Origin of the sequence: Streptomyces geranii (genome assembly GCF_002954775.1) — a bacterium.
In the GTDB taxonomy this organism is placed as follows: domain Bacteria; phylum Actinomycetota; class Actinomycetes; order Streptomycetales; family Streptomycetaceae; genus Streptomyces; species Streptomyces geranii.
The window spans coordinates 297,516-314,872 of record NZ_KZ672952.1 but is presented as its reverse complement, the minus strand read 5'-3'; the positions used below and the strand labels follow the sequence as shown (position 1 = coordinate 314,872).

The 17,357-nt window shown below is 68.4% G+C and carries 13 protein-coding genes and 2 pseudogenes; 9 read left to right on the top strand and 6 right to left on the bottom strand.

Going from position 1 to position 17,357, the window contains the following annotated elements; translation table 11 throughout:
* Positions 1-63: 63 nt before the first annotated feature.
* From CW359_RS01225 to CW359_RS47275, 4 genes and pseudogenes are all read right to left on the bottom strand, one after another.
* Positions 64-2,010 (bottom strand): alpha-L-fucosidase, encoded by a 1,947-nt coding sequence (locus CW359_RS01225; protein WP_105967779.1) that lies wholly within the window; start codon positions 2,008-2,010, stop codon positions 64-66.
* A 215-nt stretch (positions 2,011-2,225) separates the two neighbouring features.
* Positions 2,226-3,470 carry an SLC13 family permease gene (locus CW359_RS01220; protein ID WP_105967778.1) on the bottom strand — a complete coding sequence of 415 codons (1,245 nt, stop codon included), beginning with the start codon at positions 3,468-3,470 and terminating at the stop codon, positions 2,226-2,228.
* A gap of 76 nt (positions 3,471-3,546) precedes the next feature.
* On the bottom strand, positions 3,547-4,458 hold the full coding sequence (locus CW359_RS01215; protein WP_332874953.1) for a PrpF domain-containing protein: 912 nt from the start codon (positions 4,456-4,458) through the stop codon (positions 3,547-3,549).
* Positions 4,459-4,480: 22 nt separating this feature from the next.
* Positions 4,481-4,669: pseudogene (locus CW359_RS47275) on the bottom strand (PrpF domain-containing protein); the annotation flags it as partial.
* A 171-nt stretch (positions 4,670-4,840) separates the two neighbouring features.
* On the opposite strand from CW359_RS47275, the gene CW359_RS01210 reads away from it, so the two are divergent.
* The gene (locus CW359_RS01210; RefSeq protein WP_105967777.1) at positions 4,841-5,809 is read left to right on the top strand and encodes a LysR family transcriptional regulator; all 969 of its coding nucleotides are present in this window, start codon (positions 4,841-4,843) and stop codon (positions 5,807-5,809) included.
* A 357-nt stretch (positions 5,810-6,166) separates the two neighbouring features.
* Here CW359_RS01210 and CW359_RS01205 read toward each other — a convergent pair whose 3' ends face one another.
* Positions 6,167-6,442, bottom strand: a complete 276-nt coding sequence (locus CW359_RS01205) for a hypothetical protein (RefSeq protein ID WP_157968458.1) — start codon at positions 6,440-6,442, stop codon at positions 6,167-6,169.
* Positions 6,399-6,551 carry a hypothetical protein gene (locus CW359_RS45095; protein WP_157968457.1) on the bottom strand — a complete coding sequence of 51 codons (153 nt, stop codon included), beginning with the start codon at positions 6,549-6,551 and terminating at the stop codon, positions 6,399-6,401. Before CW359_RS45095 ends, CW359_RS01205 begins: the two co-directional genes overlap by 44 nt.
* A 173-nt stretch (positions 6,552-6,724) precedes the next feature.
* On the opposite strand from CW359_RS45095, the gene CW359_RS01200 reads away from it, so the two are divergent.
* The 8 genes and pseudogenes from CW359_RS01200 (at position 6,725) to CW359_RS01170 (ending at position 16,866) form a co-directional block, all read left to right on the top strand.
* Entirely contained in the window at positions 6,725-7,078 is a 354-nt protein-coding gene (locus CW359_RS01200; RefSeq protein ID WP_232838153.1) for a hypothetical protein, read from the top strand.
* Positions 7,079-7,301: 223 nt separating this feature from the next.
* A complete protein-coding gene (locus CW359_RS01195) occupies positions 7,302-8,015 on the top strand; it encodes a carbohydrate ABC transporter permease (protein ID WP_232838152.1) in 714 nt (237 codons plus the stop codon).
* A gap of 7 nt (positions 8,016-8,022) precedes the next feature.
* Entirely contained in the window at positions 8,023-8,919 is an 897-nt protein-coding gene (locus tag CW359_RS01190) for a carbohydrate ABC transporter permease (RefSeq protein ID WP_105967775.1), read from the top strand.
* Positions 8,916-10,235: pseudogene (locus tag CW359_RS47790) on the top strand (family 78 glycoside hydrolase catalytic domain); the annotation flags it as partial. The gene CW359_RS01190 and the pseudogene CW359_RS47790, both read left to right, overlap by 4 nt.
* Positions 10,236-10,258: 23 nt before the next feature.
* A complete protein-coding gene (locus CW359_RS47470; protein WP_456300552.1) occupies positions 10,259-11,530 on the top strand; it encodes an alpha-L-rhamnosidase-related protein in 1,272 nt (423 codons plus the stop codon).
* 1,125 nt (positions 11,531-12,655) lie between these two features.
* The gene (locus CW359_RS01180) at positions 12,656-14,884 is read left to right on the top strand and encodes an MMPL family transporter (RefSeq protein ID WP_105967774.1); all 2,229 of its coding nucleotides are present in this window, start codon (positions 12,656-12,658) and stop codon (positions 14,882-14,884) included.
* Between the two features lie 108 nt (positions 14,885-14,992).
* A complete protein-coding gene (locus CW359_RS01175) occupies positions 14,993-16,189 on the top strand; it encodes a sensor histidine kinase (RefSeq protein WP_105967773.1) in 1,197 nt (398 codons plus the stop codon).
* Positions 16,186-16,866: a response regulator transcription factor gene (locus CW359_RS01170; RefSeq protein WP_105967772.1), complete on the top strand. Its 681-nt coding sequence runs from the start codon at positions 16,186-16,188 to the stop codon at positions 16,864-16,866. The genes CW359_RS01175 and CW359_RS01170 overlap by 4 nt, the downstream gene beginning before the upstream one ends.
* Positions 16,867-17,357 lie beyond the last annotated feature (491 nt).

The window sequence follows — 17,357 nt, the reverse complement described above, 5'->3', positions numbered from 1 at the left end:
TCTTCTCTGCCATCTTCAGAACCCCATCCTTTTTATATGCCACCCCACGGCCGGGGGACAGGTTCAGGAGGGGATGAGCTGCCACTGCTGCTGTGCCTGCGACACGTACGGCTGCTGCTCGATGACGGCTCCGTCGGCGGTACTGCCCTCGTCCACGCTCAGGGCGAGCCCGCTGTAGCGGTTGACGAGGAAGTAGTACCCGTCGCCGGTGGGCGTCACGGCCCAGTGCTGCTGGGGAGCGGCGGCGTCCGTCCAGATGCCGGCGGTGCCGCCGTCCGCGCGGGAGAGACCCGCGATCTCCAGGAGCTTGCCGCTGCCCGCCCCCTTGATCTTGTAGTAGCCGTCGCCGGTGTTGGCGAGGGTCCACTTCTGGTTGGCCTGGCCGAGCCAGGGCCACTGCAGGACCTTGGTGCCGTTGGCGGTGCCCGCGCCCGCCACGTCGGCGGCCTTGCCGCTGTGCCGGGCGACCAGCCGGTAGACGGTCCCGTCGCCGGGCAGGGTGGTGGACACCGGCGCGGGCTTGGCCGTCCGGCCGCCGATCCGGACGCCGCCGATATTGGCGTAGCCGCCGGTGGCCGCGTTGACCTGGATCCGTACGAAGCCCACGTTCCGGGCGGTCCACTCGACCAGCTTGGTCGTGCGGTCCCCGGCCCAGGTGCCGGTGGCGACCTGGGTGAAGGCGGCACCGTCGGTGCTGGTGAGGATGGTGTACGAGGTGATGTCGCCGTCGGTGGAGTCGGTGCGGTTCCACTGCTTGGGCAGGTACTCCAGGGTGGAGACGTTGCTCCACACCCCGCCCAGGTCGATGGTGATCGACTGCGGCAGCGTCAGGCTCCAGGTCGACCAGCAGGTCTCGTAGCGGACGTCGCTGAGTCCGTCGATGGCGTTCAGCGGTCCCTCGCCGGTGTGGAAGGCGGTGGCGTACGCGTTGACCGGTGTGACGGGGTGCTCGGCGCGCAGCAGCTGGGTGGGCAGCGGCGCCCTGGAGGTGTCGGGGGTCCAGGCCGCGCCGACCTCGGCGAGCCGGTTGACGATGTTGGTGTCCAGCAGGCCGTTGCGGTTGGGCGGGCAGTTGAGGATGAACGAGGTGTACTTCGGTTCCAGGTCGGCCAGGTGGGAGAGGATCGCGGCCTTGGTCATCAGGCTCTCGGTCGGGGTGGAGGGGTGCCAGAACCAGCCGTTGCTGATGGTCTGCCCCTGCATTCCGGCATAGGTGTTGCCGGCCGGCGCCGTGATGCCCAGCGGCTCCTCGAAGAAGATCGCGTCGCTGAGGAAGGGCTCCGCCAGCCCACCGATGTCGATCATGACGCAGTCCGGCTGGAGTTCCTTCACCAGGGAGCGGATCCGCTGGTAGGAGACGGCCTGCTGGCCCATCTGCCACGCGTAACCGTCGGTCATGAACATGTCAATAGTGCCGTAGTTCGTGAGCAGTTCGGTGATCTGGCCGAGGATGAAGGTCATGTCGCCGGGCTGGATGGCATCGGTGACCTCCAGCCCGGTCACGCTGTGCCGGCTCTCCCATGCCTCGACGCCGAAGGTGCGGTCCCAGATCGAGTAGTAGAACCCGACCTTCAGCCCTCTGGCCCGGAAGGCGTCGCAGTACGCCTGGACGACGTCGTGCCGGTAGGCGCTGTTCGTGACGTTCTGGGTGCCGTGGGCGCTCGGCCACAGGGCGAAGCCGTCGTGGTGCTTGGTGGTCAGGATGCCGTAACTCATCTTCGCGGCGACCGCCGCGTCGGCCCACTGTGCGCAGTCGACGCTCGTGGGAGCGAAGAGGGTGGGGCTCTGGTTCGGTTCCGCCCACTCCTGGTCGGTGAAGGTGCCCAGGCTGAAGTGGTTGAACATGCCGAACCGCATGTCGACCATCTTGCCCAGGTTGGTCTGCGCGTCCGCGGCGGCAGCCTGCGGCAGCAGACCGGAGAAGCCGGGGACGATCGGCAGGGCGGTTGCGGCGGTCGCCGCGCCCGCCGCACCGAGGAACGTGCGGCGGGTCAATCGTGACGAGGGCATGGCCCACTCCTGTGGATCGCGTACATGGCATGGCCTGGGAGGCTCGACATTCGGGCCGGCCGGAATGACATCGGATGTATTAACGAGTATCAGCCGGGGGTGTGTCTAGAGGCTCGACGAAAACCCAGGACTGAACTGGTGGATACCGTCAGACGTCATGGGTAAGTAGCCAAAACATGATACGTCATACGTTGATAGGTCGGGTGAATGGAGCGCTATGACCAGGGCAGGACCAGGGCACCCCAGGCGACAAGGGGGCCGAGGGCGACGATTCCGCCGGTGTAGCCGATGACCTGGCGGTAGAAGCGACGGGCGTCGACCCCGCGGGCGTTGGCCAGCACCAGGGCGCCGTTGGTGGAGAAGGGGGAGGTGTCGACGATGGTGGTGGACACGGCGAGGGCGGCGATCAGCCCGGCGGCGCTGAGGTGGCTGGAGAGCAGCAGCGGCACGGCGATGGGGATGATCGCGGTGAGGATCGCGGTGGACGAGGCGAAGGCCGAGGTGACGGCCACGGTGAAGCACAGCAACAGGGCGACGACGAGCGGCGTACCCAGGTTGGCGGCGTGCTCGGAGATCTCCTCGATCACCCCGGCCTTCTCCAGCATGGCGATGTACGTCATCATGCCCGCGACCAGCAGCAGAGTGGACCAGCTGATGCCGTCGACGGCCTTCTCCTGCCTCTTCATGTCCACCAGCGCCAGCAGGGCGCCCGCGGCCAGGGCCAGGAAACCGATCTCCAGCCGGAAGCCGAGTGCGCCCACGACGAGCCCGATCAGACAGGTGAGGGTCAGCCACTGCCGCCAGTCGGGCCTGCCGGACTCGGCGAGATCCTCGTCCTCGTCCGCTGTCGTCTCGTCCTGGTCGGCCAGCGGGACCGGGCGCTTGGCCAGCAGCACGTAGGTCAGGAGCGACAGCAGCAGGTTGATCACGAAACTGGCGGTGAACAGGGTGACGGGAGAGACATGGAGTTCGGTCTTGTCGACCATGCCCAGCACGAGCGCGCCGGAGACGGCGAGCGGTGAGAACGCGCCGGCGTGGCCCCCGCTGATCACCATCATGCCCACCACGAGCGGGTTGAGCTTGTAGCGGTAGGCGAAGTTCATTCCGATCGGCACGAGGATCGCCACGGCGGCGGGGGTGAAGGTGCCGAACGCCGTCAGCAGCGCGGCCACGCAGAACAGCACCCAGGGGATGAGCGCGACCTTCCCGCGGACCAGCCGCACCCCCGCCGACACGAGCAGATCGATCGTGCCGTTGCGGCGGGCGACGGAGAACAGGTAGGTGACGCCCACGATCGTCACGAACAGCTTCACCGGGAAGCCCTCGAAGATCTCGTCCTCGGTGAGGCCGAGTGCCGCGGTTCCGATGCCGAAGGTCGCGACGAAGGCGAGGATGCCCAGGTTGATCGGGAGCACGGTACCGACCACGAACATCACCAGCAACGCGCCTATGGAGATCATTTCAGGAGACATCTTTGTCCTCTGTGCAGGAAGGAAGGGAGGGAGAGAGTGCACGGCAGGGGGTTTTCCATCTGGTTCAGGCGGCTTTTCGCGCCCCTGACACCGGTACGTAGATACGCGCGTCGGCGAGCAGCCGGGCAGCCCGCTGCACGGTGACCCGGTCCGGGACGCCGTCGCGAAGGTCCGAGCAGCGGACCGCGACCACGCCGGCCGGGGTGCCCAGGCGCAGCCACTCACCGGTCGGCCCGCCCACGGCCCGGGAAACCACCGTGTCCTTCAGCAGGCCCGCGACCGCGAGGGCGACCGCGGAGGTGAGACCGATCGCCGGGTGCGGGGCGTTCATGGTGAGCATGCGTACCGAGACGTCGTACTCCTCGGCGGCGACCTGCTCGCCCAGCGTGGTGGTGTACGGCACCGAGGGGCCGACCAGGCCCACCTTGGGCACCGCGTCACCGGGCTCCTGCCCCAGGTCGAGAAGCCCCATCAGCGGGGCTGCCGTGTGGCGGACCGCCCGCAGCCAGGGCACGTCGGCGCGGACCTGCTCCAGGGACTCGGCACCGGAGCGCTCGGCGCCGAGGGCGTCCACGAGGACCACGGGGGCACCGGCGTCCACCATGCTCACCCGGTGCGGCGCCGCGCTGCCCAGCCGCAGTTCGTCGACCGGGCGTCCGGTGGGCAGCAGCGAGCCGGTGCTTCCTCCGGCCGGACGCAGGAAGGTGAGCCCGACCGCCACGCCGCCGGCCCGGGTGCCGGGCACGGTCTGGTCGCCGAAGTCGTGCACCACGCCACCGGTGGTGTCCACCACCCCTTCCAGCACCGCGCCGGTGTTGCTGTTGCGCATCACCACGCGGGTCCGGTCGCCGGTGATGGGCACCAGCCCCTTCGCCACGGCGTACAGGGCGATGCCGGTGGCGCAGTTGCCGCAGTTGCTGCTCCACTCGATCGTGCCGGTGCCGAATGCCGATCTGCGCGAACAGGTAGTCGACATCGACGCCGGGCTCGGGGGAGACGCCGACGACGGCCGCTTTGGAGGTGGTGGGTGTCGCTCCGCCCACCCCGTCGAGTTCCACGGGGTCGGTGGAGCCGTACGCGGCGACCAGCAGCTTCTCCAGCTCGCTGCGGTCGGTGGGGACATGGACCTGGCTGAACAGCCAGCACTTGCTGGTGCCGCCACGTACCAAGGTCGCGGGAATGTGCACAGCTGAGGCTCTTCCTGGGGCGCGAAGGGGAGGGGAGGCCGGGGTGCACGGTTACGGGCGGGTTGCGCTCCGGTGAACCGCTCCGGCGAATGCGAGGACCTTCGCAGCCGCGCGACTTCGGAACAATAGTGAATTCCTACACCTGGGTTAAGCAGCGCTAAAGTCGCAGACATGCTGAACGTACGCCGCCTGCTGCTGCTCACCGAGGCCGCCGAGCGCGGTTCGCTCACCGCCGCGGCGGAGGCGCTGGGCATGACCACCTCCGCCGCCTCCCAGCAGATGTCCCTCCTGGAACGGGAGACCGGGCAACCCCTCATCGAAAGATTGCCGCGCGGCATCCGCACCACCCCGGCGGGCGCCGCCCTGGCCGAGCGCGGCCAGGTCATCCGCCGCGAACTGAGGGCCGCGGAAGCCGACTTGGACTCCTTCGCCGACCTGGACCGGGGCACGCTCAGACTCGGCTCGTTCCCCACGGCCAGCGCCTCGCTGCTGCCGCTCGCCCTCACCCGGTTCAGCCGCCGCCACCCCGGCGTGCGGACCGTCGTACGCGCCGGTGTCCTCGACCAGTTGCGCGAGATGGTGCACACGGGAGAGGTCGAGCAGGCGCTGCTCTGGGACTACGAGTGGAACCGCGTCAGCGACAGCACTCTCGCCCTCACCCATCTCCTCGACGACCCCACCGTGCTGGTCGTCCCCGCCGACTCCCGGCTGCGCACCCTGCCCTCGCTGCGCCTGAGCGATCTCGCCGACCAGGAGTGGATCACCCGCGCCGACAACCATCCCGTCGCCGACGTCCTGCGCCGCAGCTGCCACCGGGCCGGGTTCGAACCGCGTATCGCGTACGCCTCCCACGACTACCAGGAGGCCCAGGCCATGGTCGCCGCCGGTGTCGGCATCGCCCTGGCCCCCCGGCTCGCCCTCACCAGCCGCCGCAGCGACGTCCGCCTGCTGTCGTTCGGCTCCGACGAGCCCGCCCCCACCCGCCGCATCCTCCTCGCCCGCGCCGCCTCCCGGGAGGCCACACCACCGGCCCAGGCCATGGCCGGCGTGCTGCGCACCGTGGCCCAGAGGTTCACCGGCGCCGACCTGGACCGCACACAGCTCGGCACGGTGCGAAGGGGCGGGCAAGGGCGTGCCTGACAGGAGCTACGCCCGACGGCCGGCGAAGGCCTGCCGAGGCGGGCGCACGGCCGGGTGACGGTGGCCGGTTGTCGTCGATGGCGGTGATGAAGTCCTGGACAGTTCCCGGGAAGGGGTGGACGTCCGTGTTCGGCAGGCAGCGACGGGCGAGGCCGGTCTTGTGGATGCGTGAGTCGCCGCGTCGTCGCGGGTGCCGATGCCGTACGTCGTGACGTTCGGCGGTTCGAAGAACTCCGGCTCGACAACGTTCAGTTGGCCGGTCATCCCCAACAGGTCCAGGATCAGGATGCTCCCCGAACTGCTGGCCCGTTTCAAACTGCTGCGACGCCAGTACGAATCCGACCTCGCCCGGCTCTCCTACGTACCGGCTGGCACCAGCGTGGTGGCAACGCGCAGCAGGTAGTTCTCCTCGTTGGCGAGGAGCACTTCCATGAGGTCGTCGCGGTGGGTGAGTACTCCCTGCTCCTGCCCGTCCGCGGTGCGGGCCAGGTCTGCCGGACCACGCAGGAGTTTCACCGCCAACTCCAGGTCGAACACTTCGTCCTCGGCGGCCCGCTCCTGGATCCGCAGCTCGCCGAGCTCGGCAGGGCTAGCCGCCGAAGCACCGGCCGACGTCCTTTGTCGTACCAGCATCGAGGTTGTCGCAGGTCAGTAAGCCGAAGACTCCGTCCGGCCCGCTGTCCACGATGCCTGCCGCTGAGGTGTCGTCAGGGGCGATGAAGAACTGGATGACGATGCTCACCCGGGCATGGTGCCCATTCAGGCCGCCGCAGCACAGCACGCTCGTCGCACGAAGCCCCGGGCAACCCCGGTCGAGGATCCATCAAGATCAACCCGGGCGGGCGGACATTGACCGGCGTCGCCCGGGCTCGCATGTGCTCCAACAGTGCTGTCCCGTCATGCGGACACTGCCCGTTGAAACCGTCAGACGACCATCCACTGGTAGTTCGCGCCGGTGGCGCAGGTCGACCCGTCAAGGTCGGCGACTGGCTCGCCTGCACCGCCAAGAACTACGGTGCCGCCTCCCTCAAGGACCAGGGCACGGTCTCCGGGTTCAAGCCCAACGGCGACACCGGCACGCTGCCGGTCCTCACTCAGACGGTGCAGGACACCATCACGAAGACCACGACCAGCACCCTGTGGTTCGAGGCACTGTTCAACACGAAGGAGACCGCGACCAGCCAGACGAACGCCGCGCCGCTGGTCAACGGGACCCTCTCCGCGAAGGACTTCATGAAGACGGTCCAGGCAGACCTCGACAACGGCTGACGCGTCCGCCGCCACCCCCGAACCGCTTTCGAACCCTTCGTGAAAGAGCCGTCATGCGCTCAGTTCTGGGAGACCGCCGCGCTCTCGTCGTCCTGCTTGGTCCGGCACTGCTCGTGTACACCCTGGTGATGCTGGTGCCGAGGGCTGGTCCCTGGGATACACCTTCTTCAAAGGGAACGTCATCGAGGGGTTCACCTTCGGCGGGTTCGGCAACTTCGAGAAGTTGTGGCACGACCCGCAGGCGCACTCCGCGCTGTGGTTCACCTTCAAGTACGGGGTCGTCGTCAGCGTCGGGCAAGTGGTCTGCGGCTATCTGCTCGCCCTGCTCTACGTGTTCGTCCTGCGCAAGTCGTCCGCGCTGATCCGCACCCTGGTGTTCTTCCCGGTGATTCTTCCGACGGTCGCCGTGGCCCTGATGTTCCAGAAGCTCTTCGCCTTCGCACCGCAGAACGGACTGGCCAACACCGCCATCGAAGCGCTGGGCATCCACCACGGCGACTGGTTCGCCACCGGGGGCGGGTCCTTCCTCGTCCTGGTCGTGATGGACGTGTGGCGCTCCAGGGGCTTCTACGGCGTCCTCATCTTCGCGGGGCTGCTCGACATCCCCGAGGAAACCCTGGAGTCGGCGCGGCTGGACGGCGCCACGGGATGGCGGCTGATCCGCCACATCGTCCTGCCGCTGTCCTGGCCGGTAGTCCCGGCGTCGGCCGTGTTCAGCATCAACGGCACCCTCAAGGTCTTCGACTCGGTCCTGGCTCTGACCAAAGGCGGCCCGGGCAGCGACACGACACCCCTGACGCTGTACATGTTCCGCACCGCGTTCTCCTACGGCGACTACGGCTACGGCAGCACCATCGCGTCGCTGCTCACCGTCGTCTGCCTGGGCGTCTCCCTCTTCATCTTCCGCTTCTCGCGACGCGACCTGACCAAGGGCTGAACCCCCCATGACCGACACCCTGACGGCGCCGCCGCGGCAAGCCCGCACGCGCCCGCCGACGGCCGCCCTCCCGAGGAGCCGGCACGCCCGGCGCCTGGTGCGCAACGTGCTCGTCGCCCTGCTGGTGGTGATCGAGGTGGCGCCGCTGCTGTGGCTGCTGCTGAGTTCCTTCAAGACCCAGTCCGAATTCGTCAACGATCCGGCGTGGTCGCTTCCGAGGAACTGGGGTCTCCACAACTACACGGAGGCGTGGTCGACGGGGCACGTCGCCCTGTACATCCGCAACAGCCTCCTGGCCACCGTGCCCTCCCTCGCACTCATCGTCCTGCTCGGCGTCGCCGCCGGCGTCGCCCTGGAGGTGATGGTCTGGCGCGGGCGCCACAAGGTCCTGCTCGCCTTCCTCGTCGGCATCATGGTGCCGAGCCAGATGATCCTGCTGCCGCTGTTCCGGATCTACTTCGAGACCGGACTGTCCGGGACGCTGTGGCCGCTGATCATCACCTACACCGCGGCCGGCCTCCCGCTGACCGTCTTCATGATGGCCACGTACTTCCGCTCGGTCCCGCGCGAGGTGTTCGAGGCCGCCACCCTCGACGGGGCGAGCATCCTCAGGGCGTTCTGGACAATTGCCTTCCCCATGGTCCGCAACGCCGTCTTCACCGTGGGGCTCGTGCAGTTCTTCTTCATCTGGAACGACCTGCTCATCTCGCTCACCTTCACCACCGACGACGATCTGCGCACCATCCAGGTAGGACTGCTCAACTTCACCGGGCAGTACGGCGAGACGGCCTACGGACCGCTGTTCGCCGCGATCAGCATCAACGTGGTCGGCGCCCTGGTCCTGTACCTGCTGATCAACCAGCGCATCATCAAGGGCCTGACCGCCGGGGCGGTGAAGGGATGACCCACGAGCAGACACCCGTGGTCGCCACGCCGACCGCGGAACACCACCGGGAGCCGTTCGGCATAGGTGAGTCCCGCCCCCGGATCTCCTGGAAGACCACCGCGCCCACCGACTGGACGCAGCAGGCCTACCAGATCGAGATCCACCGGGCCACCGGCAGGCGCCGCACCCCTTGGGTGGCCTCCGACGAGTCCGTCCTCGTCGACTGGCCGGACCAGCCACTGGCGTCACGGGAACCCGCCGAGATACGCGTCCGGATCCGAGGAACCGACGGCACCCCCGGCGGCTGGAGCCCCGCCCTGCGCCTGGAGACGGGACTGCTGGAGGCGGCGGACTGGACCGCCCACGCGATCTCGCCACAGCGCCAGTCGCTGGAGCGGCCCGACGGCGAGCGGCGGCCACCGCTCCTGCGCAAGGACTTCCTGGCCGGCGCGGAAGTGGAGTACGCGCGCCTGTACGTCACTGCCCACGGACTGTACGAGATCGAGATCAACGGCCTACGGGTCGGTGACCACACTCTCGCGCCCGCTGGACCAGCTACGACCACCGGCTGCGCTATCAGACCCACGACGTCACGCACCACCTGCGCGTCGGCGACAACACGATCGGCGCGTGGCTTGCTGACGGCTGGTATCGAGGGCGACTCGGCTTCAACGGTGGCCACTCCGATCTCTACGGCAACCGGCTCGCCCTGCTCGCCCAGGTGGAGATCGTCCACCGCGACGGAACCCGCACCACCATCGGCACCGACAGCTCCTGGCGAGCGGCGCACGGCTCGATCGTGTCCAGCGGCCTGCTCGACGGCGAGACCTACGACGTCCGGGACGAACAGACACGGTGGTCCACTCCCGGGTTCGGCGACAGCGACTGGTCGCCGGTCGACATCGTGCCCCGGGACGCGGCGACGCTCATCGCACCCACCGGGCCACCGGTGCGCTGCACCGAGGAGATCGCCCCGGCCCGGGTGACCGCCCTTGACGGCGACCGTCTCCTGGTGGACTTCGGGCAGAACCTCGTCGGCAGGCTCCGTATCAGCGTGACCGGGTCGGCCGGACACACGGTCGTCATCCGTCACGCCGAGGTGCTCCAGGACGGCGAAGTGTGCGTGCGCCCCTTGCGCGGGGCCGTTTCCACCGACCGGTACGTCCTACGGGGCAACGGCCGGGAGACGTGGGAACCGCGCTTCACCATCCACGGCTTCCGCTACGCCGAGATCACCGGCTGGAGCGGCGGCGACCCCCACCGTGACATCGTGGCGCGCGTCCACCACACCGACATGGCCCGCACCGGCTGGTTCGAATGCTCCAACGAGCAGGTGAACCGGCTGCATGAGAACGTCGTGTGGAGCCTGCGCGGCAACTTCGTCGACCTGCCCACCGACTGCCCGCAGCGCGACGAACGCCTCGGCTGGACCGGCGACATCCAGGTGTTCGCGCCCACCGCTGCCTTCCTGTACGACTGCCACGGCATGCTCGCGTCCTGGCTGCGCGATGTCGCCGTCGAGCAGCACGACGACGGCACCGTCCCCTGGTACGTCCCCGCCATCCCCGGCGGCCCGCAGTGGACACCTGCCAGACCCGGCGCCGGCTGGGGCGATGTCGTGACACTGACCCCGTGGGCGCTGTACCAGGACTCCGGCGACACCGGACTGCTGGCTGCCCAGTACGACAGCGCACGCCGCTGGGTCGACTTGATCACCGAACGCGCTGACGCCTCAGGCCTGTGGAACCACGACTACCAGCTCGGCGACTGGCTCGACCCGTCCGCGCCTCCGGAAGACCCGGGAGCCGGGCGCACCGACCGCCATCTCATCGCGACCGCCCACTACGCCTGGTCCGCGCGGCACACGGCGTGGATCGCGGGAGTCCTGGGGTTCGAAGAAGACCGTCAACGCTACGAGGAACTCGCGCAACGGGTACGCCAGGCCTTCATCGGCTCCTACGTGCTGCCTTCCGGGCTGATGACCAGCGACACCCAGACCGCCTACGCCGTCGCCCTCCAGTTCGACCTGCTCCCCGACGCGGCAGCCCGGACCACGGCGGGAGACCGCCTGGCCGAACTGGTCGCCGCTGGCGGCCACACCATCCAGACCGGTTTCGTCGGTACACCGCTCGTTGCGCCGACGCTCAGTGCCACCCACCACGTCGACACCGCCTACACGCTGCTCCTCCAACAGGACTGCCCCTCCTGGCTGTACGCGCTGAAGCACGACGCCACCACTGTCTGGGAACGCTGGGACAGCATGCCCCCCGACGGCACCGTCAACCCGGGTGAGATGACCTCCTTCAACCACTACGCCCTCGGCACGATCGCCCAGTGGCTGCACACCACCGTCGCAGGCCTCACCGGCGCCACGCCCGGCTACCGCGACATAGTCTTCCGCCCCCGACCGGGCGGCGGCATCACCTGGGCCGTCGCCGTCCACGAGTCGCCGTACGGCCGCGTGGCCATCCGCTGGGAGCTGCATGCCTCGGGCACGACGGTGCCCACCGGGGCAACAGCACGGATCGAATGGCCGGACGGAGGCGTGACCACCTTGGCCACCGGAACCACCACGACGTGGCGACCGGAGCGCCCGACCGGAACAACCGACATCGCCCAGCCCCTTTGACTGAGCTCGCTCTACGTCCGCGGAACCCGGGAGCTTTCCCTACGCAGCAGGCGCCGTCCGCCGTACGGCAGTGAGCAACGTAATTGTTCACTGGTCGAAAGCGATAGGGCTGACATGGCCGATTGGAGCCGGACTTCTCGACCGCGGTGATCCACGGCCATCAGCGTCGAGCGCGGCGTGCGCACAAAGCGGGATCAACTTGCTCGACGCCTTGCCGCCGTCCTTGGACGGACCGCCTCAGCCAGTGACCAACCGGGCACGCTGCTCGGCTTGACAGTCATCATTATCGGTAACATTGTATCCGTTACAGGTTCCGGCTTGGCCCCCGGTTCGTCGTGGTGTGGCTGATGCCCGAACTTTCGCCGAGCGCGTGCGTACGGGTGGACATCGCCAGGCCGGTCGGGCGGCCGAACCGACCTTGAGGTTTTTCCGGAGTGCGCGGAGATCCACGGGCACAGAAGCAAGAAAAGGTCCTTGATGGAGGACAGGCGCGACCCGGCGGAGATCGCCACCAGCTGTATCCGTCACAGGTGCATCCGGAGACGGCTGTTCCGCGATGCGCTACGCCAGCGGGACCTGCCTTGCTGGGCGGGCGCCTTCGGCCTGGCCGCGAGACCGCCTCTGATGGTCGTGACCTTCATGGCTGAGCGTGGACATGCTCAACAGTACCGGTCTGGGCACATGATGACCGGGCTCGATCGCCAGCGGCCGGCGCCGGCGCTCCACCTTCTGTCGGCACGGATGGCGGGAGGGCGGGTGCGGTGTGTGCCCTTCCTCGCCCAGGTATCTACGGAGGGCGGGGCGAGCGGCGTAGAGGGCAAGGCGAAGAGGCTGCCGACGGTACGGGGCGTAGTCGAATCGGCGTACTTCACCGGCAGCGCGGAGCAGGCCCAGGGGCATCGGCTGCTCCCTCGCCACGCTGGGCGGGACGGCTGCTCCAGGGGTGGACGTGGGGCGTCCGACCCGGTTCGAGGTGTGGCGAGGGTCTCGTACTCGAGGGGGACTTGCCCACCACACCTGTACTGCCTCGTCAGTAGTGAGGTTCCTATCAAGAGGATGACGACGGCACGGACCACTTCCCGAGAGCCTGAGCGGGTTCCCGACAGCAGATGTGGAGATTCCCGCGTGGCTACCTTTCTCTATCGAGTGGGCCGTCTGGCGTTCCGACGACGATGGACGGTCGTCCTGGTGTGGCTGGCGGCCTTGGCCGCTGTCGGCCTTGCCTCCTCCCAGGCCCCGGGAACCTCCGATGAGAGGTTCTCCATGCCTGGCATCGAGGCACAGAAGGCCTACGACCTGGCTCAAGAGCGTTTTCCCGGGGCCTTGGCCGACGGCGCGACCGCCCGGGTCGTGTTCGTCGCACCGGCCGGGCAGAAGGTGACAGCGACCGACAACAGAGCGGCCGTCGAGAAGGCCGTGGCGGAGCTGGCGGACGGCCCCCAGGTCGACAAAGCCGACGATCCCTTCAGGACGAACTCGGTCAGCAAGGACGCTTCAACGGCATACGCGACCGTCACCTATGACGTAAAGGTCACCGACGTCACCGATGCCAGCCGGAAGGATCTGTGGGAGGCCGTTGACCAGGCGCGGGATGCGGGCCTGACCGTCGAGGCCGGCGGAGAGGCGCTGGACAGCGGCGGCGGACCGGGTGGGGTGTCGGAAGTCGTCGGTATCTCGGTGGCCGCCGTGGTGCTGCTGATGACCTTCGGCTCGCTGGCCGCCGCCGGACTGCCGCTGCTTACCGCGCTCGTCGGTGTCGCCGTGAGCCTCTTCTCGATCACACTGGTGGCGGACATCTTCGGACTGTCGGACACGGCCAGCACTCTGGCGGTGATGCTGGGTCTCGCCGTCGGTATCGACTACGCCCTGTTCGTCGTCTCCCGCTACCGAGAGGAGCGCGCGAAGGGCCGCACGCCGCAGGAGGCGTCCGGCCTGGCGGTCGGCACCGCGGGCTCGGCGGTCGTCTTTGCCGGGCTCACCGTCGTCATCGCTCTGGTGGGGCTGTCGGTGGTCGGTATCCCGATGCTCACCAAGATGGGCCTGGCCGCCGCGGGGGCGGTCGTGGTCGCGGTGCTGGTCGCACTGACCCTGGTCCCGGCGCTGTTCGGCATGTGGCCGAACGCCGCTCTCTCGCGGGCCTCCCGCAAGGCCGCCGCCAAGGGCCACCGCACCGAGGCGAGCGCCGAGAACAACGGGGGTACCCGCTGGTCACGGTTCGTGCTGCGCCGTCCCGTACCGGTACTCCTGCTCAGTGTGGTGGGCCTCGGAGCGATCGCGGTGCCGATGGCGAATCTGCAACTGGGCATGCCAGGAGACGAGGCGAAGCCCACCTCGACGTCCGAGCGCCGCGCCTACGATGCGCTGGCCGAGGGCTTCGGTCCGGGCTTCAACGGGCCGCTGACCGTCGTCGTGGACGCCAAGGGCGCGTCCGACGCGGCGGGCGCGGTGAAGACGATCTCGAAGGCGGTCGCTGCCGCAAAGGGAATCGTGGCCGTCTCTCCGGCCCGGTTCAACGACGCCGGCGACACCGCGATCTTCAAGGCTGTGCCGTCGACCGCGCCGACGGACGAGAAGACCAAGGATCTGGTGAAGTCCGTCCGGGCAGAGCGTCCCGGCATCGAGGCCGAGGCCGGGGCGACCTTCCAGGTCACCGGCACCACCGCGGTGAACATCGACATCGCCGACAAGGTCCAGGCCGCGCTGCTCCCCTATCTCGCGGTCGTGATCGGCCTGGCCTTCGTGCTGCTGCTGGTGGTCTTCCGGTCCGTTCTCGTTCCCGTCAAGGCTGCCCTCGGCTTCCTGCTCTCGGTGCTGGCTGCCCTCGGCTCGGTGGTCCTGGTCTTCCAGGACGGGCACGGCGCCGAACTGCTGGGCGTCGACCAGACCGGGCCGATCATGACTCTGATGCCGATCTTCCTCGTGGGTATCGTCTTCGGACTCGCCATGGACTACGAGGTCTTCCTGGTCTCACGGATGCGCGAGGCATACGTCCACGGCGACCGGCCCGCGCAGGCGATCACCACCGGGTTCCGGCACAGCGCCCGGGTCGTGGTCGCCGCCGCGCTGATCATGATCGCGGTCTTCGCCAGCTTCATCGCCGAGACCGACTCCATGATCAAGATGATCGGGTTCGGCCTGGCCGTCGCCGTTCTCTTCGACGCCTTCGTGGTGCGGATGGCGATCGTCCCGGCGGTCCTGGCCCTGCTGGGACACCGTGCCTGGTTGCTTCCTGGCTGGCTGGAGCGGCTGCTGCCCCGCGTCGACATCGAGGGTGAGGCGCTCACTCGCCGGTCGGCGGAAGGTGCCGAAACGAACGGCCACGCCGCGGACAGCCCGGCCGAGGTTCGCATCTGATTAGTCCATTCCGGCGAACAGTTGTTCCGGAGCCGCTCGGGGCGAAGGCCACGGGCGGTTCCTGCCGCCCGCGCGGAGCAAGCCCGTGACTTACCCACCGGAGTGCTGATGACCACCAGAACACAGGGATACGTGAACTTCCGCCCACGTGCTGCCGGAGTGGTGATGTCTCTGGCGCTGTGGACCTGCGCCGCTGTCGGCGACTCGTTCACCACCGCCGACGCCCCGTCCCTGGGCGAGGAATGGCCGGCCAAAGTCCTCGCTGCCATTTCCTGCCTCGCCCTGCTGGCAAGTCGCCGCCGCCCACGAACCGTCCTGGTGGTGACCGCCGTCGCCACGATGATCACCATCCCCCTGGGCTACGTCGTCACCCCTCTGCTGCTGGCGCCACTCATAGCCGGGCTGTACCGGCTGTCCGCCGGAACCGACGACAGGACCACCCACATCTACGGGTTCACCACCGTGGCAGCGGTGGTGGCCGTTGTGGTGATCAACGACCCCTCGGACTTCAAGGTGGGCGGCCCCATCCTGTGGCTGCTGCTGCCTCTCGCATTGGGCCGTGGCGCACGGCTCCGCGCCGCCTATCTGGAAGCCGTACACGCCCGCGCCGAACACGCCGAACAGACCCGTGAGGAGGAGGCACGCCTGCGCGTCGCCGAGGAACGCCTGCGTATAGCCCGCGACCTCCACGACGTCGTCGCCCACCACCTGGCCCTGGCCAAAGTCCAGGCCGCCGCCGGGCACTTCCTGCAGACCCGTCCCGACAACACACAACAGTTTCTCGCCGCTCTGATCGACACCACCACCTCGGCGCTGCGCGAGCTCAAGTCCGCCGTCGGGCTCCTGCGCGAGGAGAACGACGCCGGCTCCGCTTCCCTGGAACCGGCCCCCGGACTCGACCGCCTGCCCGAGTTGATCACGGCGTGCGAGTCCGTCGGCATCACCGTCACGGTGACTGTCCAGGGCGATCCCAGGCCGCTCTCGCCCGGAGTGGATCTGACCGCGTTCCGCATCCTGCAGGAGGCCCTAACCAACGTCACCAAGCACGCGCCCACAAAGATCGCGCACATACAGCTCGCGTACTCCAACGCCCGCCTGGTCATCACCGTCACGAACGACGGAAGCACCACTGCTGCCACCGCCGGACATGTCCGGGGACGCGGCTTCGGACTCATGGGCATGACGGAACGCGCGCATTCCGTGGGCGGCGAACTACAGGCCGGCCCCCGGCCCGAAGGCGGTTTCAACGTCACCACCGCACTGCCGCTGTATCCACACGTCCCCGAGAAAGAACGAACGCCATGACGATCCGTGTCCTGCTCGCCGACGACCAGGCCCTGATGCGGGCCACCTTCCGGACCCTGATCGATTCCTGCGACGACATGGAGGTGGTCGGTGAAGCGTGCGACGGCAAGGAAGTGGTGGAGCTGGCACACATCCACCACCCCGACATCGTCCTCATGGACATCCGCATGCCGGGCACAGACGGACTGACCGCCACTGGCGCTATCCGCAAGGCTCCCGAACTGTCCACGACCCGTGTCCTCGTACTCACCACCTACGAGACCGAGGAGTACGTAGCCCGGGCCCTGCACGCCGGCGCCAGCGGGTGTCTCGGCAAGGACGCCACCGTGGACGAACTCTTCACGGCCATCCGCACAGTGGCCTCCGGCCAACCGCTCCTCTCATCGGGGGCCACCCGCTCCCTCATCACGCATTTCCTCACCATCCGCGCCTCGCGCGACCACGTGGTGCCGTCAGGACACCTGGCCCTGCTCACCGCCCGCGAGCGCGAGGTCATGGCCCTGGCCGCAGAGGGACAGTCCAACGACGAGATCGCGAGCGCGTGCACCATCAGCCCGTTGACCGTACGCACCCACATACAACGCGCCATGGCGAAACTGGAGGCCCGCGACCGCGCTCAACTCGTCGCCATCGCCTACCAGACGGGACTGGTACAGCCTCCACCGCCTGCCCGCTGACAAGGCCTCGGGCCGCGTCGAGGGAGACTCTTCCCAGGGAGACAGCGCGCAGGCGATGCGGGATTTGTGCGGGACGTGGGCTCCCCGGCGTCCGCGAGCGGGAAACCTGTGACTGCCGTGCGGTGCTGTCGGCGGCGGCTGAACCGTGACCCACTTTGGCCGCGGGGGCATTTGCCCGCTGGGATGACACAGGAGAAGGCGGAACGAAGTAAACCTCTCGTACTACATCGAGGGTTCACCAGCCCACCACCCCCACCTGCCTTTGCCCAAGACAACAGGAAAGCGGCAACGCGTTCCGCGAAACAGCAACAAACTCCCAGTAAGCCGCTGTCCGGAACGGCGTCCGAGACTTCCGCCGCGCACCCGTACACGTAGGCGGCAGCACATGCTCGCCGCCTACGGCCAGGACAGGCGCCGCATCTACGGCTGGCCATGTCGGAGGAGCCGTCTGGCGCCCGCCATGAATGCATGCCGTAGACGCCTGCCAATGA

Coding starts and splice junctions, on each gene's coding strand:
- CW359_RS01225 (WP_105967779.1), bottom strand. CDS start 2,010: ATGCCCTCGTCACGATTGACCCGCCGCACGTTCCTCGGTGCGGCGGGC.
- CW359_RS01220 (WP_105967778.1), bottom strand. CDS start 3,470: ATGATCTCCATAGGCGCGTTGCTGGTGATGTTCGTGGTCGGTACCGTG.
- CW359_RS01215 (WP_332874953.1), bottom strand. CDS start 4,458: ATGTCGACTACCTGTTCGCGCAGATCGGCATTCGGCACCGGCACGATC.
- CW359_RS01210 (WP_105967777.1), top strand. CDS start 4,841: ATGCTGAACGTACGCCGCCTGCTGCTGCTCACCGAGGCCGCCGAGCGC.
- CW359_RS01205 (WP_157968458.1), bottom strand. CDS start 6,442: ATGCTGGTACGACAAAGGACGTCGGCCGGTGCTTCGGCGGCTAGCCCT.
- CW359_RS01190 (WP_105967775.1), top strand. CDS start 8,023: ATGACCGACACCCTGACGGCGCCGCCGCGGCAAGCCCGCACGCGCCCG.
- CW359_RS01175 (WP_105967773.1), top strand. CDS start 14,993: ATGACCACCAGAACACAGGGATACGTGAACTTCCGCCCACGTGCTGCC.
- CW359_RS01170 (WP_105967772.1), top strand. CDS start 16,186: ATGACGATCCGTGTCCTGCTCGCCGACGACCAGGCCCTGATGCGGGCC.